We start from the raw sequence: 24,255 nt of genomic DNA, 5'->3' as shown, positions 1-24,255 counted from the left end.
AAATTGTCGTGTACAGAGATAGCCAGATTAGAAGGCGACATAGAGCCTTCCCTGAGTAGAAGTGAAGCTATTGCGCAAGAAATAGATCAATATTTACTCCCAGCCTAAAAAATTGGTGGGGGAGCTCTAAACTCCTCCACCAAACGATAAAGCGTGTTCATCGATATACAGCACAACACCAATAAATTCATTTTCCTTCATCCCGTTCGAATTTAGTAGCTCTTCTCAAATCAATCGCCCTTAAAAGACTTATTCATTTTTCAAACTTATTTGATTACCAAGGCCTCCAAGCGCTCAAAAATAAGTTCTTCGCGCCCTTGATCACCACGAGCCTGACTAGAAACTGCATAATCAAAGTCGCGCTCACTTAACAGCTGAGAAAAAGACTCTGATAAATAACGACGTGCCTCGACATCTGCCAGTTGTACGTCAGCTAGTAGGCCATCATGCCCATCCACCAACGTCAGAATATCCTCAATATCTCGACTATTGAGCAAATCACCATTACCTCGCCCTTTGTAAGCTTCCAGTTTGGTCGCCAAAAAATAGGCTGGTGTGACTAGCTGAATAAATAAGTCTGGTGTCAGCTGGTAACGTGTAGCGGTTTTGATCGCATTGGGATACCAACGGTTAGAGAAACCGAGAATACTTGGATCATCTGGCATAAAGTCAACTCGCAGATCATCCAGCATCATTGCACATATTGGTGGTGCATCGCCTGCGTTAGGTGCGGGTATGGTGAAACCTTTTTCCTGAAGTACCTGCTGCAGTGCGTAAAAGCTGGCAAAGTTAGTATTGTGGACGATCAGATCCACATCGTCGGTATGGCATACGCCTTCTTTGGTGAACTCGTCGGTCAAGAAAAGTCCGGTTGTACAACCACCAACAAACGTTACTTGCTCACGAAGCTCCGACCCTAACGCACGAGCGACTGCTTCCAGCATGGCTTTCAAGTCTGTATACGTTGTCATGCTGGTGACACGCCTAACTGTTCTTTTAAAAGCTGCTTAGCCAAATTAGCCTCACGGGGATGACCCACACGGATCGCGTCAACCAACGCCAGTAAAGCATATAGCTTAGGGTCATTTTGAATGGCAGTGGTTGCGGATTTAAACAAGGGCTCAATGCTTAAACCCTTAGTGCTACCCTTTGCGTCCGGCCAGACAAGCGGTAAGTCACCTGCACTCATGAGCTTATCACTTAGAATCGGAGCAGCGAACGCGGTTGGGATACCGCGAGTTAACACGCCGGCTTTTGCGGGGAAGACGTATTTAAGCCCGTAACAAATAAACTCTTCAAGCGCTCTCACATTCACCCGAGGCACTCCCGAACGGCGGTCTTTTTTTAACAAGCCGATGTCATAGCAACGATTAATCGACAGATTAACCTGTGACTTGCTGATGCCAGTTTCCTGCTCCAGCGCTCGCGCGGTGTAGCTTATTTCTCTATCGTTTGATGACTGCGTTTCCTGCTCTTCCAGCGAAACCAGCTTGAGCAATAGCCCGATATCCTGACTTTTCACAATGACCTCTTATATTGTCCTGAATCCTAGGACTTTGGACAATTATCATTACTACTTTAGTTAATTGCAAGTTTCATAATGCCCAATTCATTCTTTTTAAAACACCACTAAGCCCACAACGAATTAATCGGCACCGCCCACAGTCCATCACCAAACGACAAGGTATGCTCACCGGTATACAGCACAACACCAATAAAGTTGTTTTCCTTCATCGCGTTATCTCTAAACCAAATCAAATGCTTAAAGCTGCTCATTTTCACCACAGAGCCTGCTTTCACTTCGATACCCAACACATCGCCGTCCTCATTTTCAACGACAAAGTCAATCTCTCGCTTTTCCCGATCGCGATAATGGTACAGCTGATAATCTTCGTCTTGCGCATCAATTTGTGCCGCCAATTGCGTAAACACCAGCGTTTCGATGAGCTTGCCATTGCGCTCACCATCGAGTTGCACCTTTTCAAAACGCCAACGCAGAATCGCCGACATCAAGCCCGTATCCGTCATGAATAATTTATCCTGCTTAGAAACGCGCTCATAATCCGTTTTTAGCCAAGGTCGAACGCGCTCAACCAGATAAAGCGCTTCTAGAGCATTGATGTATGAAACGATGCTCGGGCGTGACAGAGAAAGGCCGCTACCAATCGCGCTGGCATCCATAAACTTCCCAGACCAAGCCGCGAGTACCTCGATAAGCTTGTTCATGCTGTCATGGCGTTTGATATTAATAATATCTTGCAGGTCACGCTCCATTAAGGCGCCCAGATAATCCATTAGCCAACGCCGCGATTCACGGGTACTTTCTTGCCTTAACGCTTCTGGATAGCCACCACCAATGGCCTTTAGGAGATACTGATCTTTCAACGAATAGTCATCGTTAGCAGACATACTGTCATCAATCTGAAACAGCCCCTGAAACGCATTTTCCAGAAATTGCGGCGGCTTACCGGCGATTTCACCCAGCGCCAGAGGTCGCAGTCGGATTTTACGCACCCTTCCGGCTAGCGACTCGGTGACGCCAGGTAATGATTGAATATTGGCGGAGCCTGTCAACAGGAACCGGCCGGGTGTTTGTTTGGTATCAACATCTTGTTTAACGGCTTGCAGCAATACCGGCGCTTTTTGAACTTCATCAATGATCATTAGATTATCATTGTGATGAACAAAACCATGTGGATCACTGAGGGCTGCATCCAGCAGGGTTACATCGTCCAACGTGCGAAAGATGGCATCCTCACTAGCGATTTCTTTGGCCAGCGTTGTTTTCCCGCATTGACGTGACCCTGCAAGAATAAGAACACGTCTCGACTTTAGTGCATTGATAATGCTGGTTTGCTGCCAACGTTTGTATGTGGGAAGTGTCATTTTTTATCCGCGATATGTAAACTATAAGTACCGCGATTTGTAAACTAAGAACCCCGCGATATGTAAATTACTATAACCGCTATTTGTAAATAATGACAACTACTAACTAGCACTAACCTTTACCTATGATCTAAACCACTAAAGAACATCGCAGCAACTCAATTGCTGTATGCATTTTCTCATAGGCGATTTACGGTGAAATAAAAAAACAATAAGCAATCAATAACTTACCGAAAAGTACATCTAAAAATATGATTAAAATGAAATAAGCACTAATCCATACTCAACAGTTGCAGACACAAGCCTCAATCTTGGTAAGAATAACCCTTTACGAAGGAGTAACCCCACGTAGATAAGGGCTGGGGTATTCAGGTGAATGGGCATATTCAGCTGGGATCATGCCTGTAATTTGAGGGTGTCGGGAGATAGTTCGCCAGAAAGGAGCTTGGGGAGTAAAGCGTCCCTGATTGCCTCCAATGTTGTAACTTCTTCAGTCAATCTAAACTGTTGGTCTTGTAGATGCTCAACCTTTCTTCTAAAAACAGTCATGAGAGGTTCATTGGGTAAGATTATTTCAAAATTCTCGATGTGAGACTTTGTTAAGGCCTCACGAGTAGCACCCGCTTGAGCTAAGCTGTTTAAAGTTGCTTTCCCACTACTTGAAGTGAGCGTTAGGTAAATATAGCTTGGGCAAACTACAGTATTATTAGCTCTAACAATACAGACATGCTGGTTAACTCTTGCAGGGATTACACATGGAGGCACTATGCAGCAACGTGTCACAGATGCCCCTGTGATGTTAATCAAGACATCACTTTCCTCTACGACAACATTTTTTAGCTTACTCGCCTGTTCGTTATCAATCTTCGCAAGATCTTTAAAGACAAAGCGTCCATCGAAAACATTCATACTACGAATCTGAGAAATCCCTTCAGATTTGTATGCCCCTTTTCCCCCTCTAGGTGTTGCACCACTACCAATTTTTGTCGTTATTGATTTTAAATCTGTATGTCTCCACCCCTCCGGCACTTCCCCCAATTCCGACTCAACCAACGCATCAGGAAACAACCCTGCCGTCGTTTTCAGCTGCGCCAATTGCGCCTCACCCAACTGCTCCAATTCTGCAACCGCCTTACCACTAATCGCAGCCATCGCTGCGCGCTCAGGGTCTTGCCCCGCTTGCTTAGCAGCAATTTTGGCGCGAGTCGGTTCAAAATCAACAAACCAGCTTTTAAAGAGCGCTTGGGCGATTTGTTCGAGGGTTTGGTTGGTTTGGCGGTTTAGTTGAACTTTGTTAGTGAATGAGTTCAACACTTTGTTGATGTAAAGCCTAGTTTTAATAGGAGGAATAGGGATCTCTATTGAGTCTAAGTTTGCTTTATTGAGCTTGGGTTGAACAGCACCGGTTATGTACGGTGAGAGATCAAGTTGAGAAAAATAGTATTCAAGATAATCTAAAATACCATCCTCCTTTTCAGCTAAAATATGAGCGTGATTATTTACCCAAAACTTACCTGAAGCTTTAAATGCAATTGGAGTATTTCTAGTTCGAAGATTCTCGCCATCCTCGGAAATTAGCAAATAAGTTCCATCGAAAATATAATCGTCAATGTGGTCAACAATTCCTGAGGCACCATAATAAGGAAAATCTCCCTGACGCTTAATTCTGTCCAGACTTTTTAATGGAATACGTTTGCTATTCAAAAACTCGCATACGTCAGATAATTTTCGTAATGGCCAATCAACACTCATAACCCAACCCCGCCAAATTCGCCTTAATCTCCTTCTCCAACTCAGCCGACTCTTCAAATTGCCCTTTCAACTGCCCAGTCAATCGCGCCATTTTCTCCGCAAACGGTTCGCCATCGTCTTCCTCAGGCGCAGCGCCCACATAGCGCCCCGGCGTTAGTACAAAGTCATGCTTTTCCAGCTCGGCCAGTTCCGCACTTTTGCAGAATCCCGCTTCATCTTCATAGTCTGTGCCCGTTTGCCAGTTATGGAAAGTGTCAGTCACAGTATTCAAATCGTCTTGGGTAAAGTCGCGTAATACTCGGTCTTTCATATACCCCAAGTTACGCGCATCGATAAACAATACCTTGCCACGACGATCGACCAGTTCACGTCCGGCCGCACTGCTTCGCGCTTGTTTGTTCTTGGTTAAAAACCAAATACAGGCGGGGATTTGTGTATTGGTAAACAGCTGACCGGGGAGGGCGACCATGCATTCCACGAGGTCGTTTTCGATCAGACTTCGACGAATCGCGCCTTCATTATTGGTGGTCGAGCTCATCGAGCCATTCGCCAGTAGCAAGCCAAGGCTGCCGTTGGGCGCGGTGTGGTAGAGCATGTGTTGCAGCCACGCGAAGTTGGCGTTGCCCGTAGGCGGTGTGCCGTATTGCCAACGCGGGTCGTCATCGCTTACGCCGGTGTCCCATTCCTTCATATTAAACGGCGGGTTGGCCATTACGAAGTCGGCGCGTAAGTCGGGGTGCTGGTTGTTATTGTAAGTGCTGGCAGGCTGCTTACCGAAGTTAAAATCGATGCCGCGAATCACCATATTCATCGCGGCTAATTGCCACGTGGTGTGGTTGGCTTCCTGTCCGTAAATACTGACTTCATCAATCTTTCCCTCATGCGCTCGGATGAAGTTTTCCGATTGCACAAAGAATCCGCCCGAGCCCATCGCAGGGTCATACACACGGCCTTTAAACGGTTCGAGCATTTGCACAATCAGGCTAACAATGGATTTTGGCGTGTAGAATTGGCCGCCTTTTTTACCTTCGGCTAGCGCAAACTGTCCCAGCATGTATTCGTACACATGACCGAGGATGTCTTTGGAGTTGAGGCTGTCGTGGGTAAACGGCACGGTAGCGATCAAGTCGATCAATTCGCCGAGTTTGGCTTGGTCGATTTGTAGCTGGGTATAGCGCTTGTTGAGTACGCCTTTGAGTTTTGGGTTGTCGGTTTCGATGGCTTCCAGCGCGATATCAATCAACTGGCCAACACTGCGGATTTTCTTCTTGCGTGTGCCTTCGCCGATCTCAATTTCACCGGTTATCACCACTTTATTTTTCGACTGCAAAAACGCCCAACGCGCCTCCGAAGGCACCCAGAAAGTATTGGTCTCTAAGTAGTAATCCCGCACCTCTAACTCTTCGGCAAGCTCCTCGCGATACTCCTCACTCTCCAGCCCGCCAAAGTCCTCTGGGTCGAGAAAGTAATCATCCGATGGATTGGTCAGCTGTGCCGTCAACTCTACGCGCCGCAGGTCGAATGCATCGGAGACGTATTTCAGAAAAATTAGCCCTAGCAAGACATGTTTGTACTGGCTAGCATCCAACGACGGCAGCAGCTTATTGGCGCTGGTCCAGAGTTTCTTTTCGAGGTCATTGAGGAATTGTTGTTCTTGGGTCTGATCCATGAGTAGCCCTATTACTGTTATTGGGGTGGCGCAATGTTAGCAGTATACGAATTGGTTTTAATTTGAACAAGCGGTGTGATTCGGCTGGGTCGTTGGCTGCATTCAGTAGGGCCGATAGTCGTGCATTTTTAGTTGACATATCGCTCAAAGCACAGTCGAATGTCTATCCTCTACTCCCTCCCGATCAGAAAATCACATGATTGAACTTAATGAAAGCCTCCTAACCAAATTTGGCATTGATATTAAAGCCCTACACTACATGTTTGGCCGCGACGTAGTAGATGATGGTGCGGACTTTTTCTATGATCATGATGTTGAGATTTATGATGTGACCGATATCGGTAAGGGAAATCTAAGAGCGAAGGCGACTGTTTCAGAAGCTTTCAGTGCCCCCCTATCAACAACTTTGTTTTTGAAGCCACAAACTGATGGCAAGTTAATGGTTTCATCCAGTTGTACTTGTGATGACCACCGCAACTGCCTTCACGGCATCGCTGTTCTTTATAGCTTTTTCAACACTTTGCTGGAAGAGCACGCAGAAGAGATGAGTGATGGAACCGCTAAATCAGATGCAGAAACGCAACGCGTCAACCAGTGGCTAAACGATGTTGGAGATCAGGAAGCAGGATTGCCCTCACCGTTTTTACCAACAAAGCACCTACCTGATAATCAGTCGTCTACTTATGATGTCGTCTATTTACTCAAGAACACCGACCTACATTCCGAGCCGTCGTTAAAAGTAATACCAAAAAAAGTACGTCGTTTGAAAAGTGGTGGTTACGGCAAACCAGCCAATCTCAGAAGTTATGAAGTTGGTGGCTACTCATCCTCCGGTTTATTTTATGAAGCAGTAGATGAAGAAATTATCAAAACCCTTAATGCCTTTTGTGATAATCCTTATAGCTCCACCCCTCAGTACCTATTGTCCGGTGATATGGGTGAGTTTGTGCTACAACAGATACTGAGCACCCAGCGTTGTTTTTGGGAAGAGATAACGAAGACAAGCATACCATTAAGACAAGGTACAACGATGCCTGCTGTTTTGGAATGGCTGGAGGATGACGGGTACTTGCGCAGTTCATTGGTGATTGACCACCCTGATGTCACACTGTTTCAGCTAACACACTTTTACTATGTGGATAAGCTGAACCACCAATGCGGTCTTCTGGATCATCCAAACTTGAACCCACTGCAGATGGTTGCTTTTTTAAACGCTCCACCCGTGCCAGTCGAATTAGCCCAGCAAGTTAGTGAGCAGTTATTGGAACTATTCCCAACAAAAGAGGTTCCGCTCCCAACCAAACTGGACATAACCAATATTGATATCAGTGATGTAACGCCACGTTTATCGCTTCACTTGCACAGCGAGATGATATCGAACGGGCACCGAGTTCATTTAGCAGGTCTGTCTTTCATCTACCAGGATGCCACTATTATTCCGCATTCAGAGGCTGAACTATCGGAGAGTCAATCTGTTCGGGTTGATGGCGCCGTGCGCTATAGGATTAGCCGTGATCTTGCGAGTGAGTCTGTGGCGCTACAAACTCTAAAAGAGGCAGGCTTTCACCGGTTTCAGGAGGACACTCCGAAGTATGGTGTGTTAAATCATGGGATGCTTACAGAACCTAGCCTTGAATATGCTGTGGAAAAGTGGGGAAAGTTCCTAGATGAGCAAGTACCTATATTGCGTGAGCAAGGTTGGGAAATTACTTTCGCAGAAGACTTTTTGATACAAATTACCAAGGTTGATGAATGGCATGCTGAGCTGGAGTCTGATGATGCTGGCGAATGGTTTGAACTGGCGCTGGGCTTTGAGCTGGATGGACAACGCATTAATCTGCTCCCCTTGTTAGTCGACCTGCTGGCAAATACCCCAGACACCGCTTTGCTGCGCGAAATGCTGCAAGCAGAGTCGCATCGTTTATTTCAAATTGGTGCGCATCAATGGGTTAAGCTGCCCACTGACCGCTTACTAAATGTATTGGATACCCTGATCGAGCTTTACGATGCTGACACGCTGAATGCTGCGGGTAATCTGGAGTTTTCACGCCATGAGGGTATGCACTACGGCAATATACTCAATGATGCGGGTTTACAGTGGAAAGGGGCGAAGGAGCTGAAACAACTGCATGAGCGTTTAAAAGAATTTGATGGTATTCAAACGGCGCTCTTACCTGATCAGCTACAAGCAACATTGCGGGATTATCAGCAACGTGGTTATGACTGGATGTCGTTTATGCGTGATTATCAGTTTAACGGTATTCTGGCGGATGATATGGGGCTGGGTAAGACTATTCAGGCGCTTAGCTTGTTGTTATCTGAAAAAGAAAATCAACGCGCGCAGCAGCCCAGTCTGATCATTGCACCAACCAGTTTAATGAGTAACTGGAAGAATGAGGCGCAACGCTTTACTCCGGATCTGAATGTATTGGTGCTACAAGGGGCTGATCGAAAGACGCGATTTGCTGAGCTGGAGCAGGCAGATATTGCGATTACAACTTATCCGCTGATTGTCCGTGATGCGGCGTTTTATCAGGAGAAGTCTTTTCATTACGTCATTCTGGATGAGGCGCAGGCGATTAAGAACCCTCGCGCCAAAGCGACACAACAAATTTGTCAGTTAAAAACAAAGCACCGTTTATGCCTGACGGGAACGCCGGTTGAAAATCACTTGGGCGAATTGTGGTCGATGTTTCATTTTCTAATGCCGGGTTATCTCGGGCCGTTGGATCGTTTTAATCGCTTGTTTAGAAATCCGATTGAAAAACAGGGTGATACTGATCGCAGCAAGCAGTTACAAAAGCGAGTGAAGCCCTTTATGTTACGCCGTACCAAAAATGAGGTTGCGGTTGAGCTTCCTGAGAAAACAGAAATTGTCCGTACCGTGGCGTTATCTGGTAAGCAGCGCGATTTGTATGAAACGGTGCGTCTGGCGATGGATAAGAAGGTGCGCGATGAGATCAAGAAGAAAGGTTTATCACGCAGCCATATTATGATTTTGGATGCTTTGCTAAAACTGCGTCAGGTGTGTTGTGATCCACGATTGGTCAAGCTGGATAAAGCGAAGAAGGTGAAGACCTCAGCCAAGCTTGAGTTGCTGATGGAAATGCTGCCGGAGATGGTGGAGAGCGGCAATAAGATCCTGTTGTTTTCCCAATTTACGACGATGCTCGGCTTGATCGAAGACGAACTAAAGCGCCTGAAAATCTCTTACAGCAAACTCACTGGCCAAACCCGCAAACGTGCTGAAGCGATTGAGGCATTTCAGGAAGGTGACGCGGCGGTCTTTTTGATTAGCCTTAAAGCTGGCGGAACCGGATTGAATTTAACGGCGGCAGATACGGTGATTCATTATGACCCGTGGTGGAATCCGGCAGTCGAGCAGCAAGCCACAGACAGAGCGTATCGCATAGGTCAGGACAAACCGGTGTTTGTGTATAAGCTACTCACGGAAGAAACCGTCGAAGAAAAGATATTGGCATTGCAGGCGAAGAAACAGCAGCTTGCCGATAATATTTACAAAGGCGGTGATAAGGCTGCGGCCTTTGATCAGGGTGAGCTGATGGCGTTATTGCAGCCGTTGGAGTAGTGGGATAGGTTGATCTGTCGCTGATATCGGCTAATGTGACAACCGTGGTATTCTTAACTCTGCTAAAATATTTACTCGATACTCATACCAGTGACTGACGCTGAGGTACTCCTGATCATGTCCGAACATTTTGCGAAGTATATAAAAATTGGCCGGTATAAATGCTTTGACGGTTTCTCTGCTGAGGGATTTCAGCGGGTCAATCTGATTTCTGGTAAGAATAATGTTGGTAAGACGGCGTTGATGGAGGCGTTGTATGCCACATTATTAGCAAAAGACATTCCGAATTTGTTCTCTAGCCTTTGGCTTCTACACCAATATCGAAACCGAGCTGATAGCATTCAACAGAAACTGACGAGTGAAGTGACGTCATCACATATCAAAAACAACGCTGAGATTCTTGACAGTAAAACTAACCTGAATGAAATCACGTTTGAATACCAACAACCAAAGCTTGAAAAACACTACCTCTGCCGTATTAATGATGAGGAAACGGTATTCAAAGAGAGCGAATTGAACATCTCAGCAATCCTTAGCAGTATAAAGAAAGTGGAAGGCGCCAGCTTTATTCCAAGCGTTCGGGATAGCCAAGCGGACATCATCGCTGCTTATGCGCGTATTCAGGAAAAAGATCGTGAGTCAGAGGTGAATACGTTTATTTCCCGCTTTGATGACTCCATCGAAAATATCAAAGTTATTGGCGACTCCGTGCAATGTAAAGTACCAACACGATCAGGTGGCTTTGAATACAGGCCACTGAATGAATTTGGAGATGGCCTGAGGCATTATTTATCGGTAATTGCAGAGATGTTTGCGGCTGAAAATGAGTACATCTTTATTGATGAACTGGATAATGGCATTCACTACACACTGCTGGATCAACTCTGGGAAATCATCCTGACACTTTCCAAAGAACTCAATGTGCAGGTCTTTGCAACCACTCACTCAAAAGAGTGCATCGAGTCATACTGTCGTACCGCTGGAAAGCTCGATGAGCAAGATGTTAGCCTGATAACCATGGTTAAAAATAAAGAGCAACAGATCAAAGCGATTGTACGTGATTTTGACATGCTGACCGACAGCATTCGCGACAACCGCGAGGTACGTGGCTGGTGAAAGTAGCGATTCTGCATGAAGGCTCAGAAGATCTGAAGTTGGTTAAGCAGTTAGCTAGCAGCCTTGGTTATGATTTTGAAGCGTTAGTTCAGCCTTTTAAAGTGGGTCGAAAAAGTAACTTCTTCAAAGCGAATCACGTCGATTATCTTGAACTAGTCCAGCTCGTTGAGGCTGATCAAATTGATAAAGTGCTATTTGTCTTAGATGCTGATGATCCAGCCAATGACCGAACCTATGGTGGCTATGAAAATACACTGACTAAGCTTAATCCCATCATTGATGAATTAGGTTTGAGAGCTGTTTCTCAAACATTTATCTGTTGTGATCCACAAAGCCGGATTGGCAACGTTGAGTCATTACTACTCTCGACATTAGATGATGAAAAGAAAGCGTGTATTGAGCACTTTTTGGAGTGCTCAGAGTTTGGTGCTCCCGACGATACAAAAGCAGTGCTCAATAGCATTTATCGAAAAGGCTTTCCTAGAGCGCCTTACAATTATGATCATGAGTACTTTGATGAGCTGAAAGAGAAGCTGGAGTGGTTGCTGAGCACTTAGCGCCCTTTGTTCATCTAAGGCTGGCACCATTACTACCCAGATTAATCAAGTTGGCGACAGGCCACAGGCACTTATATTCAGATGTCTGTATTGACCCCAATTTATCTGGAGTTCTCCGTTCGAATATTCCAAGCATTAGCCAGAAACTCCTCCAACAACTCAGCCACTTTAACCACCCTCGCCACATGACGCTGACGTTTATGTACCACCATATGCAATTCCCCTTCTGCGTACTTATTCAGATCAAGCGGTAGCGTTGTTAAGCCTTTAATCACCGATACTTTTTCTACCCCTTCAGGCAAAGCCAATGCGCCCAAGCCTGCGCAGCAAGCCGCAAGGACAGATCAGCCTCGCCACGTGCCAAATTTAAGGTGGAGCCGGGTAAGTTCTCTACTAATCAACCGATGAGTCGCATTAGTTTGAATCGTTTGGTTCAACTGGTGAAGGAGCATCCGCAGATTGCGGTTAGGCCGGGGCATCAGATGTTGAACTGAGCATAAAGATTTGCCTCGCCAGAGCGGAGGCTACAATGTGTCTATATTTTATAGCAGTCATGAACATGATCAATCGGTTTATGAAACGTCCGGGTTAAAGCGTGTGAATCCATTTGTCGCTACTTAGCGCCCACCCATCACCTCTCAACACTGCAGGTTAATTCTTTCACTTTACCCTTAGGACAAGCTGTTTAATAAATAGATAGGAAATGATAATGATTAATAAAAAACTGACTTTATCAATATTCATTACACTGTTCGCTAATCCATCCATTGCAAGTGAGTGGCCAGTGGGGGTCACTGATAAATCATCTACAGTGCAAAATCAGTCGGTGTCTATTCCTGTGATTAGTAATGATATAGGGAATCACTTAGAAATTTTAAGTGTAAATGAGTCCTCCAAAAAATGGGGGCGTATCACCATCAATGCAGATAGAAAAACCTTAAGCTATTCGCCTTATAAAGACTTTACTGGTAGTGATTCGTTTTGGTATGTACTCAAGGATGGTGAAGGGCGAACCAATGCAGCCAAAGTGTTTGTCAATGTCATTTTAAGTACTCCATCTTCTAATTGGCCCGTGGCGAATACTGACACAATTAACGCTGATTACGGCTCCGTTGTAAAAATCGCAGTACTGGAGAATGATACGGGTATTGGCCTGAAGCTTGCAGAGGTTAATGAGTGGTCAGTCAATAAGGGGAAAGCTTGGATAAGTGCAGATAATGAAATTAGTTACCAGCAATATGGAGAGGCACGAGGAGATCAGCAAGATGAATTTTGGTATGTTTTTGAAGATCAGTGGGGGAGAAAAAATTCAGCAAAGGTTGTCGTTTCGCTAAAAGAAAGTAATAACTCTTCGTGGCCGGTGGGTACGCCAGATACGGCAACAGCGAGTAATGGTTTACGGGTTAATATTCCAGTGTTAAGCAATGATATTGGGTCTGGCTTGAAGATTGAGGGCGCCAATGAGTGGTCAAAGGAAGGCGGTAAGACTCGTATTTTTGGTGAAAACATACGTTATACCCCACCCGCAGATTTCTCTGGTACAGACTCTTTTTGGTATCAGTTTGTCGATGAACAAGGGAGAACCAATAGCGCAAAGGTAAGTGTTGAAGTGTCGGCTAATACGCAAAAATCGGTGGTTGAGTTCTGTGGCAATACTTATGAAACAGACGGAACCGCGGCCAATACACAATTAAGCAGCTTATCGCCTTCAGAGCCAGTTATTTTCCCTTCTACTGAGATTAAGCCAACGGGCGTTGCTGGTGAACTTGGAGTTATCAGTGGACGACGTTATTACCTAGAAGGTGATGTGGGATCTGAACAAGTCTTGTGGATGGAGGTAGACGGTGTGTTAACCAAAGTCTCTGCTGTTGAGAGTGATCAACCTACCGCTGCACTGGGCGCTTATAAGGGCGTGTTTTATTTCACCCAAGCTGGGCGTTATCTGTTTGCGCATGATGGGCAGCAGTTAGTTGAGCAGGGTGATTTATTGAAAGATATAGTGTTGTATAATGCACCGTCTGGCATTAGGCAAATATCTGATACAAGCCTTTACGAAAACACAATTGAACGGGTTGATGGTCAGGGTGATGCGCTTCATTTCTCTGTAAAAAGTAAATTTATAGGCTCTGGGCTCCCTCATAGCTATACAACTTGGTGGCGGATTAGTGGTGACTTAGATTGGAGTCCCGTGAAGCTTTTGAGGACAGGTAGTAATGTTGCGAGTGGCGTCTCTATATCTACCACGATAAATAATTTCTATTACTTTAATGGAATGGATTATTTTGCCTACTACTACAATGGATCTTTCCCTAATAATGGCATTAGAGAGTACCAAGTTAAGCTCGCCGACAGTGGTCTTGAAATAGATAGCGCGATTGGGGACGTAGAGAAAATTATTGAGGATAGAGGGCGTCTGTTTGTATTAACCAAGTATGTCCCAGATGGCGGAAGATCTGAGTTTCCACCTATTCCTTCAAAGCTGTATGTTGTAGGTAATGGAACGACGAGTAAGTTTGTTGAGTTAGCAACCTGCCCTCAATAACTGGTCATTAACCTGCCTGAGAGGCCACTTCTCAGGCAGGAACTTCAATTCTCTTGATCTAGCATTGCTGACTTAATTATTCCATGACACCTAAATTGGTACGATTATTATGATCGTGTCATTTTTAGTGACACTCATGCGAATTGATAAACCCGTTGAGCCAACAGGCCTTGTAGTGGGTGATCCGCATAGGAAACGTGCTGGGTATCCTGAACTACACCCGCGAATCGTTAAATGAGAAACGGGAAGAAAACGAAGGGTTTCTGTCGTAGAATCAATGATAGCGAGTCCTGTTTTGTTTCTTAACGAAACGTTCTTGGCGAAACATTTATTATATCAATGCGTTGAACAGGCTTCGCTCTTTCTTATGAAATATTCGAGCTAGGTAATGCAGTTGAATTTTCACTCCGCGACGTACTCACCACCACAAACACCACAATCGCTGCGCCAACAATATTCGCAATCCAATGTAATGGCCAGAATGCGCCGACAAGACCCAATACTAATAACGGCACATGCCAAATCTTCAGTGGCCCTTCCGCGTAGTACTGGATCAGCGCATTAATCGCGTAAATGCCAAACAGCGCAAAGAATCCGATCTGGCAAATCTCAAACCAATTCCCGCTAATTAACGGCGTATAGGCAAACATCAATGGCACGATGTACAGACCCTTAGCAATTTTCCACGCCTGAAAACCCGTCGCCATCGGCTTTGATTTGGCAATACCCGCTGCGGTAAAGGCAGCCAAACACACAGGTGGTGTAACGTTACTGTCCTGACTCAGCCAGAATACAATGAGGTGAGCAATCAGCAGATACGTCGTTAATAACTCGGCGTCTACCATTAGCGGGCGCAGTGTAATCGCCACTTCAAATGGTACGGATGCCATTAAATCCAGCGCCTCCGGCCTCGTCATGCCCTCCCCGATTTTGGCAATGAGCGGGTTATCAATCAGCATAAACATGGCCTGATGCGTGGGGTCAGATAAACCTTTGACCAGCATATCCACGATGACACCATCAGCCAGAATGCCTGCTAAGGCTGGCGCACTTAAAATAGCCAGAATGATATAAGCCGCCGTCACCGGTAAGCCCATTCCCAATACCAAGGACGCGATACCAATCAGTACGATGGCCACGACAATCGAGCCTTGCGACCACTGCGCAATCATCAGCGAGAAGGCGTTGCCGATACCCGAGGTTACAATGGCGTTGTTCATAATACCGATGGCGACCAGCAATATACCGGTGAGAATCGAGGCGCGCATACCAAACATCAGCGCTTCTGAAATTTTGGCAGGGCCCATAAAGGTCGGTACGAAGTCTGGGCGGTTGGCCATTTTCGCCACCAGCGTCGCACCCCATGACACCACAATCAAGGTAGCAATCGCCCAAGACGCTGCGTAACTCGGCGTCACACCACTCATTAATAGCCAGATCATCACCGTCAGCGGAATCACAAAAGTCAGGCCTCCCGAGACAATTTTGCCCTTATCAATCGTCATATCCTGATTATCACCCACCTTATATTTCACGGCTTCGATGCGCACGATAAAGGCCACCGAGAGGAAATACAGAATTGCCGGAACCACCGATACTGCAACAATCGTGGAGTACGGAATCGATGTATAGCTGGCCATAACGAACGCACCCGCGCCCATAATTGGTGGCATCAGCTGGCCACCGGTTGAGGCAGCAGCTTCTACACCACCGGCAAACTTCGCACGGAAGCCATTCGACTTCATCAGCGGGATGGTAATGACTCCGGTTGAGGCGGTATTAGCAATGGCTGAGCCGCTAATTGTTCCCGTGAGTGCTGAGGATAAAACGGCAACAAACGCTGCCCCACCGCGCACCCGTCCGGCGACTAATTTGGACACCTCGATGACAAAATCACTGGCACCGGAGACCACTAAAAAGCCTCCGAAAATCATAAACAGGGTGATATTAGTAGATGAGATGCTGGCCAGGATGCCGAACATACCTTCATCGTTATACAAGGAACGGAACATCACGTCATTTAGCGGCAAACTGGCGGTGCGGAAAACGCCCGGCAGATGCTCACCAAAGAATAGAATATAGGTCAGCGACAAGGTAATCAAAATCGGAATAACCCAACCTGATACCCGCCGCGACAAATCCAACGCTGCAAACAACAGAATAAAACCTGCCGCCCAGTCGATGATATTAAACTGCCACGCCTGCCCTGTTACCGCCAGCGTATCTTCATACAAACGTGACTCAGAGCCTGCCACCCAAAGCGCTGCGGCAGCCACCACTAAGCCATAAATAATATCTAATTTAATCGCCCAAGGCTCATCCGTTTTATGGCCAAAGGCGCTGTAAATGGTCGAGGCCAGAAACGCAAAACCGGCAAAGTGAATGGCGTTTTGCCACATACCCGGCTCATTCAAATACAAATTGGTGAGGATATGCCACAGTCCAAACACGACGGCAAACGCAGCAACCGCCCATTGTAATGGCGACTTGCTCTGCCCTTCTAACAACAACCATTCATCACGAATGTTATGGGTGGGCAATATATCAATCTCAGGGCTGGTCTGTTCGCTGCTCATCTCTGGCTCACTTATCTGGCTCGTTTATTTCGCTACTTGAGGTGCTTTTGAATAAAATTTTGAAACAAAAAGGCGGTAGTCACTTATTGCAAGCTACCGCCCTTTTGCGCTGCCAGACCTGTCGAGGCGATGGCAGTATAGACTGTTTGATTAGCCTGAAATTACTTCGCCATCAAGTGCTCAGGAATTTCCAGTCCGATCTCTTTATAGTAACGCGCCGCACCAGGGTGCAGAGGAACTGGTAAACCAGCCATCGCTTTACTAGTGTCCATTGCCTTAGTCGCTTTGTGAATCGCGTTCAGGAATGGCAGGTTCTCATAGATAGTCTTGGTCAGCAGATAAACGTGATTCTCATCCACACTTGCATTAACCGCTAAGAAGTTAGGCTGTGCAATGGTATCGATATCCTTTTCCTGACCAGGGTAAGTACCCGCAGCAATTTTGTAAGGCACCCAAAGATTACGGCCACCGTCCATTGCTTTCAGCTCTTCATCCGTCACATTCAATACGGTGAATTTACCCTGATTCGCCGCCATCAGCTTAGTGATCGCACCTGTTGGTGGACCTGATGGAATACCCGCTGCCGCTACCTGACCATTCGCCATTGCATCAGCGGTTGGGCCGTAGCCTGCGTGCATTAATTTGTAGTCTTTCTCGATTTCAACACCTAGGCCCGACATCAATACCTTGTTAGAACCGATGGTTCCTGAGTTTTGCTTACCCATACCAACAGTCTCGCCTTTCAGCGCGACCATATCAGCCATGGTTCCGGTCTTCGCTGCATCCGTTGATACCACGAATTGCTCAACGTTTTGCCACAACATAGATACTGAACGCATGTTTTCCTGCTTTTCAGAAATCGGGCCAGTACCCGTTGCTGCATAAGAACCGTAAAGTCCCTGCAAGATGGCAAAGTCAGCTGTGCCCGCGCCCATCGCCTGAACGTTAGCACCAGAACCCGCTGAGTTTACTGCGGTCAGGCTGAACTTCTCTTTTGGAAGTAGTTTAATTTTTGAAAGTGTTGAGATTGCGGTACCAACCGGGTGGTAGGTTCCACCTGTTGATGCTGTGTTTAGTACGTAATCTTTGTTGTCCGCGCTGACTGCACTGACTGAAACGGCTAATGCTGCGCCTACTAGGAGTGCTGTAAGGTTCTTTTTCATGTTTCCTCCGGTGTAAATAAATCCTCAGTTTGTAGGTTAGCAAAGATTGGGGTGGGGGGGTTAGGCGGATTTTTGCTTATTGCTGTGGCTGTAGTTATTCAAAAATCGCCCAGTTCTCCAACCTCAACCCCGGTACTCGTTCGAACTCCTTGGTGTTATTTGTAACAAGTACCAGCCCTTCGGCACGAGCATGCCCGGCAATCATCATGTCATAGGGGCCAATCGGGGTGCCTTTGGCGTATAGTTCAGCTCGAATCTGCGCAAAGTGCGATGCTGCTTTTACACCAAAATCCAACACAGTTAGCCTAGCCGCTAAACCATCGATATCAGCTTGATTTTTCTCAGGTCGAGTCGAGCGTTCAACACCAAAAACTAATTCTGACCAAGTTACCGTTGAAATAGCCATTTGACCTTGATTGAGATTAAAGGCCTCCCGGACTGCCTCAGGTCGATTCTTAATTGTATAGATGACAATGTTAGTATCTAGTAAATACTTGATCATTACAGGCTTTCTCTAAATTGATCTTCTGGCTGTAGCCGGTCATTCATAAAATCATCCGTTGCTTGTGGATGATCAAACCAATCATCCCAGCTTTCATTAGCTGGAGTTATAATTCTCATATTGCCTACTGCAACAATGCACACTTCTCTGACGGACTCTGGAAGTGCTACAGCCTTTGGCAAACGCACAGCTTGGCTCTGATTACTTTTAAATACTTTAGTGATGGTAGCTGCCACTGGTGACTCCTTTGTATATCCAACAGGTATATCTATCTTAGTTTAGACCGCACAAAATAAAAAGGTATATATTTTAATGAGCCGCTCTAACTGACCGCCTAATTCCACGAACTCAACTTCGGTACCAGCATGAAACCCAAACTGCTTACGAAGCCTCTGAGGTATTGTGACTCTACCGTCCTGACTTGTTTTCATAACCACTTCCACAAATAGATGCATTCATACTACGATATCACCATGAAAACCACTGTATCTATTGATGAAAAACTTATCTCAGACGTCCTCAAAGAAACGGGAATCAAGTCAAAGCGTGAAGCTGTCGAACAATCTTTGAGGCACTTACTGAGCCTAACCCGGCAAAAGCGTATTAAACCCGAAGAGATTAAAAAGAGTCGTGGCAAACTCAACTGGTCATAATCACATTTACTGAAGAGAACAAACCATGCTTATCGATCACATCGGTATCGCCATATCAGACTTAAACCAAAGCAAGCAGTTCTATTCAAAAACCCTCGCGCCTCTAAACATTGAGTTAATCGCTGAAGACCAAGGCTGGGTTGGTTACGGCAAAGGTGAAGCAGCAGCATTTTGGTTTGGCCCTGATGAGACAATTCAAAGCCCCATGCACATCGCTTTTAGTGCCGAAACTAGACAACAGGTTGATGACTTTTATGAAGCAGCAATGGCTGCCGGTGCTAAGTGTAACGGCAAGCCCGGCATCAGAGCGATGTATCACGCGGACTATTACGGTGCGTTTGTTATCGATCCAGATGGGCACAATATTGAGGCGGTGTGCCATACCGCAGAAGAGACAAAGTGCTAATATAACTGAAAACCCAAAAACTTAAATCTACCACTTTAATACAAAAAATAAATTTAAATGTTACACTTTAATTCAAGTTCATTACTAAAGTGAAGATATGTTCCATCGAGAAGCCGTCCAAGACATCGCTAACTGGTACCAACAAAAGCAGCGCAAACCTCTGGTCATTCGTGGCGCACGGCAAGTTGGTAAGACAACTTCGGTGCGCTTAGCTGCTGAGTCGCTGGGCATTCCAATTATCGAAATTAACCTGGAACGTCATACTGATCTCGCCCCATTATTCGACCAATACCGTCTTGATGATTTGCTATTCAACTTTTCGCTGCTGAGCGGAGAGTCACTGAGCAAAGACAGTACGGCAATACTGTTTCTGGACGAAGCCCAAGCGATACCTTCTGCCTATTCTTGCCTGCGTTACTTTTGGGAAGACATGCCGAATTTGGCAGTCATTTTAACAGGATCGCTGTTAGATCAGGTGTTAAACAACTACCAGCTTCCAAGTCCGGTCGGGCGTATTGAGCCCTATTTCATGGGGCCATTGAGATTCGATGAGTTTCTACTAGCGATAAACGCCAAGCAAGAACTCAAAGCATTGAGTATGCTGACCCAAGAGAATATGCATCTTATTCCTGAAAGTTTGCATGAAAAGCTGCTCGGTTTGGTGCGCAGATATACCCTCACTGGTGGCATGCCGCATTGTGTGCAAATCGGTATTGAGAGCAATTTTAATCATGCGGATATTCTCAAGTATCAAACGGCACTGTTGCAGACGTATAAGGACGATTTTGCCAAGTATCGTGGGTCGCAAAGCTCTCTAACACTTAACGCATTTTTCAATGGCATACTGGGGCAAATCGGTCAGCAGTTCTCACATAAGCAAGCGAATGAGATTGCTAACCAGAGTAGTGGTAATAATCGCCAGTTAAATATGGCATTAGAGCAGTTTCAGGAGGCGCGTCTTTTTTATCGAGTGCTGCATAGTAATGCCAATGCGATTCCGCTGGGGTCAGAAACTAAAATACGAATCAGCAAGTTCTTGTTTATAGACATTGGTTTACTGCTATCAGCACAAGGGCTGCCTGCTCAGGAAGTAATGACTGCGAATCTGGAAATGGCTAATCGTGGAGCGTTAGCTGAACAGTTTGTGGGTCAGCAATTGCTTTATGCTAAGGCTGAGTATGTGAATCCTGAGTTGTATTATTGGCATCCCCCAAAGTCTGAAGCACAGGCAGAGGTCGATTACCTGTTTGTCTCGGGCAACACTATTGTACCCGTCGAAGTAAAAGCAGGCAGCACAGGTACGATTAAGTCACTGCAATCTTATGTTATTAAAAAACAAGCGGATAGAGCAGTTCGAATCAGCTCAGCAAAGCCGTCTGTGAATCATTTGGTCGCTAAGAGTAATCGCCAGACTCGTGACTTTACGCTTGTGAATATTCCATTTTACTTGGTGAATCGCTTGGATAAGCTTGTTTCTAAGTAGCGCTTATGCAAAAGAAACTGATTGTGTGGTGAGTTATGAGAGAAGCTTTTATCGTCTGGTATTGGAGTAATCACTCACCCCAAACCTCCAGCACCGTCACCTCCGGCGGCACCAAAAACCTCACCGGCAAAATACTCGTGCCCACGCCAGAGCTGACATACAGATGCTTACCGTCCTCAACAATATGACCAATCGCATAACGCTCACCATATTTTGACGGCACGATTGGTCGCCCTACTCCCGGAATATAAACCTGCCCGCCATGTGTATGCCCTGCGACAGTTAAATTTATTCCCTCTGGCAATTCAGGAAAAATATCCGGATTGTGCGTAAACGCGACTACGCTTTCACCTACTCCAACTTCAGACATCGCCTGCTCAATATCATGCGGTCCTTCCCAAAAATCACTGATCCCGACCAGTCGCAAATCACAGCCATCAGCACTAATTTTCTGTGATTTATCTTCCAGTACCGTAATATTATTTTGACTCAACGCTTGCTTGACGCGCTTCGCATCAAGCCACCAATCATGGTTACCCAATACCGCAAACACACCCATCGGAGCGCGCAAGTCAGCCAGCACTTTTGCCGCATCCTCGGGCGATACAAAGTAACCACCCACCACTCCCTGAATCACAAAATCACCAGGCAGCAGAATCAAATCAGGTTTGACGGCATTCGTTTTCTCAACCAATACCCGCAGGCTATCCAAGCCTTTAAACGGTGATCCAACATGGAGATCCGCTAGCACGGCAATTACGCGACCATTGCAGGCACGTGGCCACGATGACACCTCAACACGTTCGTGGTTATTTTTAAGACTGGCAGGCTCTATGTAAAATGCCCAGCCAGCCAACAGCGCACCGATCGTTAAGATTATTATTAATAGTACTTTTCTGGACATCGTTAACTAGCCAACTCATTTTCTGAGTGTTTAGCTTAGCAAAGTTATTGTGTCACGGTGCGTTGGATGTTTGATATATTCAAGTCATGAAATCCAATCCTGCTCGTTTGTATATCGCTGCTTCCTACTCAACTCTCAGCGGGCCTGAGTTGCTGTCGCAAGTCGTTTCGCAATACAAGGTTAAGGATGCGGTTAAACCAGTAAGCGAATAGTGCCTCAAGCGAACAACCACAACATCAAGCTGACGAGCAATATTGTCATAGTCAGTTTTACAATATGAGCTTTGCGTAGTGACTAAACCCGCGCCTGAACCAAGCGACTAAGCAACACCAAACACCCCGCCACAATCCCAGCCCCTAGCAACAAATAAACACTCACCCCAACCCAGCCAAGCCCACCAATCAACAAGGTCAGCACCGGTGGCCCGATAAAATTCCCCAGATTTCCAAACTGCACCAAGCCACCATTAACCAGTGGCATATCAGGATCATTAGCCTCAAGCACATCGGGCAAGGAACCGATAATACCTGCCGGTAATAAGCCCAACATTAGGAAGATCATCATGGTAATCACAATGCGAGCCGTTGCATCATTACGCATCAACAATAAAGCCACGGCAGCCAGCACAATCACAACAACGGCTACCCGCACCAGCTTCCATGGTTTGATACCACGTTTGAGTGTTATCAATGAAATTACCGTGCCCACCAGGGCACAACCAGGAAGCCAGAAGCCCAAACGATATTGGGTCTCAGTCACTGCGGATAACATCGGCGGCAGCAAGCTCACCAAAGAGACAAACAGTAAGGTGTAACCGATAAATGTCAGTGGGATTATCAATAGTTTCCGGTGACTCAGTAACCGCCATTGAGCCCACAGCAGAGCATTAGGGGCAGATGGTGCGGTATTACTTTGGCTAAGCTGTATTTGTTGTTCTGAGATCAAACGCACCACACCCGCTAACGCCATCATCAGAAGCAAAGCATGGAGTAATGAGAACCCTTGCCAGCCCGCTACTGTGGTTAGAGTCGGTGCTATGGCTGCAACGCTCATAAACGTCAGCGTGAAATAGCAGCTCCAGAACGCCATAATTCGCGGCCTGTCCTTTGGTGCACTGAGCATTAACATTAATGTGGGTGCAGTGACGACAATCGCCATGTGTGCGGTGCTTTCAACCACGCGAGCGAGTAGCAACGGTACGTAGTCATTGCTAAGCAATGGCAACAAGGTGCCGATAATAGCGATGATTAAACCAGCGATCAGGGACTTTCTTAAACCAATTCGTTGACACAGCGCACCCGCGAATGCGCCAAAGACTGCACCCATAATACCAATGGTAGATAGCAAGATTGCTTGCTGTAAGTCGCTGAAATTATTAACACTCAACAGGTCTTTTAGCATCCATGGCATTTTTGCGTATTGGAAAGCGGCTAGCGCACCGGCAAGGTATAGAACGATAATCTGAGACCAATGGGTCGAACGCTGCATGCTGAATACCGAAGTGAAAGAGAGAATCAGCGCGGATGTTAGCAGACATCATCAACAACCGACGAAATAACAGAACTTTAATAATAATTTATACTCAAACGCTCAGATCATAAAAAAAAGGGGCAAGTCAGGTATGCGTTCGATAAAAATCGGTGCCATTGTGGTGGCAGCAATGACACTTTTCAGTCCTCCGGCATCCGCCGTTGAGTTCCATGAATGTAACAAATTCATCAATGTAGATAAGCACAAGTTTCAGGAGTGTGCCGGTTATAGCTTTGCTGAGGCCGCTCAAAAAAGTAATTATTCTAAAATCACCCAGTGGCTAAGTGCCAATCGTAATGAAGGTAAACCTTTTTACAGTCAGCTACTCACTAAGCTCATGTGTGGCCCCGGTATGCAGGAAGGCAGCGTGCCATTCAAAGCTGCTGACCGACAAAACATTATTCGTGTGACTGATGATCTGCTGAGACTAGGCGCCTCTTTCGATGCGATGCCACATTTTTCAATCGTTACCCCACTGTTTTGTGCCAGCAACCGCAAGGATAGTGTTGTGCTGAATCATATTCTTAACCGAATCCAGCCCAAGAAAGCAGATTTAGATGCCAGCTTGTACGAAGGGGTAGACCCCACCCGTGTGCCACTATTTCGGGCGATCATGAATAATGATCTGGAGTCAGCCAAAGTATTACTAAGACACGGCGCTAGTATTGATTTTAGTGTTTTAGAGAATGAAACTGCATTGAAAAAAGCACTGGAAATGCGCAATGTGGTTATCGCGAATTGGCTATTAGACAACGGCGCATCAGTGCATAAACGTGATGATAAAAACGGCTGTGAGGGTAAATCTGCTTTGGATTATGCGCTGGAGATTCCGGCAGGTATTAATGGCAGAAATGAGATTGTTGCGCGTATTGAACAGTTGATGACGCAGCCTTCGACATTGGCGACTAGGTGTAATCACTAAGTAAC

The 24,255-nt window shown here is 46.0% G+C and carries 21 protein-coding genes; 8 read left to right on the top strand and 13 right to left on the bottom strand.

The genetic code is table 11. The features are described 5' to 3' along the window. Positions 1-266: 266 nt before the first annotated feature. From DKW60_RS14680 to DKW60_RS14660, 5 genes are all read right to left on the bottom strand, one after another. Positions 267-971 (bottom strand): hypothetical protein, encoded by a 705-nt coding sequence (locus DKW60_RS14680; protein WP_109838414.1) that lies wholly within the window; start codon positions 969-971, stop codon positions 267-269. After that, positions 968-1,522 (bottom strand): hypothetical protein, encoded by a 555-nt coding sequence (locus DKW60_RS14675; protein ID WP_109838413.1) that lies wholly within the window; start codon positions 1,520-1,522, stop codon positions 968-970. Before DKW60_RS14675 ends, DKW60_RS14680 begins: the two co-directional genes overlap by 4 nt. Positions 1,523-1,629: 107 nt before the next feature. Beyond that, positions 1,630-2,886 (bottom strand): ATP-binding protein, encoded by a 1,257-nt coding sequence (locus DKW60_RS14670; protein ID WP_109838412.1) that lies wholly within the window; start codon positions 2,884-2,886, stop codon positions 1,630-1,632. Between the two features lie 396 nt (positions 2,887-3,282). Then, a complete protein-coding gene (locus DKW60_RS14665) occupies positions 3,283-4,638 on the bottom strand; it encodes a restriction endonuclease subunit S (RefSeq protein ID WP_109838411.1) in 1,356 nt (451 codons plus the stop codon). Beyond that, entirely contained in the window at positions 4,628-6,307 is a 1,680-nt protein-coding gene (locus tag DKW60_RS14660) for a class I SAM-dependent DNA methyltransferase (RefSeq protein WP_109838410.1), read from the bottom strand. The genes DKW60_RS14665 and DKW60_RS14660 overlap by 11 nt, the downstream gene beginning before the upstream one ends. A 196-nt stretch (positions 6,308-6,503) precedes the next feature. Between DKW60_RS14660 and DKW60_RS14655 the strand changes: the two genes are divergently transcribed. The 3 genes from DKW60_RS14655 to DKW60_RS14645 all read left to right on the top strand — a co-directional run bounded on the left by DKW60_RS14655 (position 6,504) and on the right by DKW60_RS14645 (position 11,569). Next, complete coding sequence (locus tag DKW60_RS14655; protein WP_109838409.1) at positions 6,504-9,896, top strand: DEAD/DEAH box helicase; 3,393 nt, start codon at positions 6,504-6,506, stop codon at positions 9,894-9,896. 117 nt (positions 9,897-10,013) lie between these two features. After that, positions 10,014-11,012, top strand: coding sequence for an AAA family ATPase (locus DKW60_RS14650; RefSeq protein WP_109838408.1), 999 nt, complete (start codon positions 10,014-10,016; stop codon positions 11,010-11,012). Beyond that, positions 11,009-11,569 carry a hypothetical protein gene (locus tag DKW60_RS14645; protein WP_109838407.1) on the top strand — a complete coding sequence of 187 codons (561 nt, stop codon included), beginning with the start codon at positions 11,009-11,011 and terminating at the stop codon, positions 11,567-11,569. The genes DKW60_RS14650 and DKW60_RS14645 overlap by 4 nt, the downstream gene beginning before the upstream one ends. Positions 11,570-11,670: 101 nt before the next feature. Here DKW60_RS14645 and DKW60_RS14640 read toward each other — a convergent pair whose 3' ends face one another. Then, positions 11,671-11,877 (bottom strand): hypothetical protein, encoded by a 207-nt coding sequence (locus DKW60_RS14640; RefSeq protein WP_146203492.1) that lies wholly within the window; start codon positions 11,875-11,877, stop codon positions 11,671-11,673. A gap of 401 nt (positions 11,878-12,278) precedes the next feature. Between DKW60_RS14640 and DKW60_RS14635 the strand changes: the two genes are divergently transcribed. Then, positions 12,279-14,111, top strand: a complete 1,833-nt coding sequence (locus tag DKW60_RS14635; protein WP_109838405.1) for an Ig-like domain-containing protein — start codon at positions 12,279-12,281, stop codon at positions 14,109-14,111. 365 nt (positions 14,112-14,476) lie between these two features. Here the strand turns inward: DKW60_RS14635 and DKW60_RS14630 are convergent, their stop codons facing one another. The 5 genes from DKW60_RS14630 to DKW60_RS24700 all read right to left on the bottom strand — a co-directional run bounded on the left by DKW60_RS14630 (position 14,477) and on the right by DKW60_RS24700 (position 18,783). After that, entirely contained in the window at positions 14,477-16,687 is a 2,211-nt protein-coding gene (locus tag DKW60_RS14630) for a TRAP transporter permease (protein ID WP_109838404.1), read from the bottom strand. A gap of 161 nt (positions 16,688-16,848) precedes the next feature. Then, on the bottom strand, positions 16,849-17,850 hold the full coding sequence (locus DKW60_RS14625; protein ID WP_109838403.1) for a TAXI family TRAP transporter solute-binding subunit: 1,002 nt from the start codon (positions 17,848-17,850) through the stop codon (positions 16,849-16,851). 94 nt (positions 17,851-17,944) lie between these two features. Continuing rightward, a complete protein-coding gene (vapC, locus tag DKW60_RS14620) occupies positions 17,945-18,352 on the bottom strand; it encodes a type II toxin-antitoxin system tRNA(fMet)-specific endonuclease VapC (protein ID WP_109838402.1) in 408 nt (135 codons plus the stop codon). Then, positions 18,352-18,588: a type II toxin-antitoxin system VapB family antitoxin gene (vapB, locus tag DKW60_RS14615; RefSeq protein WP_109838401.1), complete on the bottom strand. Its 237-nt coding sequence runs from the start codon at positions 18,586-18,588 to the stop codon at positions 18,352-18,354. The genes vapC and vapB overlap by 1 nt, the downstream gene beginning before the upstream one ends. Positions 18,589-18,630: 42 nt before the next feature. Next, positions 18,631-18,783, bottom strand: coding sequence for an AbrB/MazE/SpoVT family DNA-binding domain-containing protein (locus tag DKW60_RS24700; RefSeq protein ID WP_181389716.1), 153 nt, complete (start codon positions 18,781-18,783; stop codon positions 18,631-18,633). Positions 18,784-18,825: 42 nt separating this feature from the next. Here DKW60_RS24700 and DKW60_RS14605 point away from each other — a divergent pair, with 42 nt between their 5' ends. The 3 genes from DKW60_RS14605 to DKW60_RS14595 all read left to right on the top strand — a co-directional run bounded on the left by DKW60_RS14605 (position 18,826) and on the right by DKW60_RS14595 (position 20,894). Beyond that, on the top strand, positions 18,826-19,005 hold the full coding sequence (locus DKW60_RS14605) for a type II toxin-antitoxin system VapB family antitoxin (RefSeq protein WP_109838418.1): 180 nt from the start codon (positions 18,826-18,828) through the stop codon (positions 19,003-19,005). A gap of 25 nt (positions 19,006-19,030) precedes the next feature. Continuing rightward, positions 19,031-19,411, top strand: coding sequence for a VOC family protein (locus tag DKW60_RS14600; protein ID WP_109838399.1), 381 nt, complete (start codon positions 19,031-19,033; stop codon positions 19,409-19,411). A gap of 97 nt (positions 19,412-19,508) precedes the next feature. Beyond that, positions 19,509-20,894 (top strand): ATP-binding protein, encoded by a 1,386-nt coding sequence (locus tag DKW60_RS14595; RefSeq protein ID WP_109838398.1) that lies wholly within the window; start codon positions 19,509-19,511, stop codon positions 20,892-20,894. Positions 20,895-20,964: 70 nt separating this feature from the next. Here DKW60_RS14595 and DKW60_RS14590 read toward each other — a convergent pair whose 3' ends face one another. Then, positions 20,965-21,798, bottom strand: coding sequence for a metallophosphoesterase (locus DKW60_RS14590; RefSeq protein WP_109838397.1), 834 nt, complete (start codon positions 21,796-21,798; stop codon positions 20,965-20,967). Positions 21,799-22,092: 294 nt separating this feature from the next. Next, complete coding sequence (locus DKW60_RS14585; RefSeq protein ID WP_109838396.1) at positions 22,093-23,286, bottom strand: MFS transporter; 1,194 nt, start codon at positions 23,284-23,286, stop codon at positions 22,093-22,095. Positions 23,287-23,419: 133 nt separating this feature from the next. Between DKW60_RS14585 and DKW60_RS14580 the strand changes: the two genes are divergently transcribed. After that, positions 23,420-24,250: an ankyrin repeat domain-containing protein gene (locus DKW60_RS14580; protein WP_109838395.1), complete on the top strand. Its 831-nt coding sequence runs from the start codon at positions 23,420-23,422 to the stop codon at positions 24,248-24,250. Positions 24,251-24,255: the final 5 nt, after the last annotated feature.

Origin of the sequence: Leucothrix pacifica, assembly GCF_003172875.1 — a bacterium.
Taxonomy (GTDB): domain Bacteria; phylum Pseudomonadota; class Gammaproteobacteria; order Thiotrichales; family Thiotrichaceae; genus Leucothrix; species Leucothrix pacifica.
Note: the sequence above shows the minus strand (reverse complement) of the source record. Positions and strands in the feature narration are given on the sequence as shown.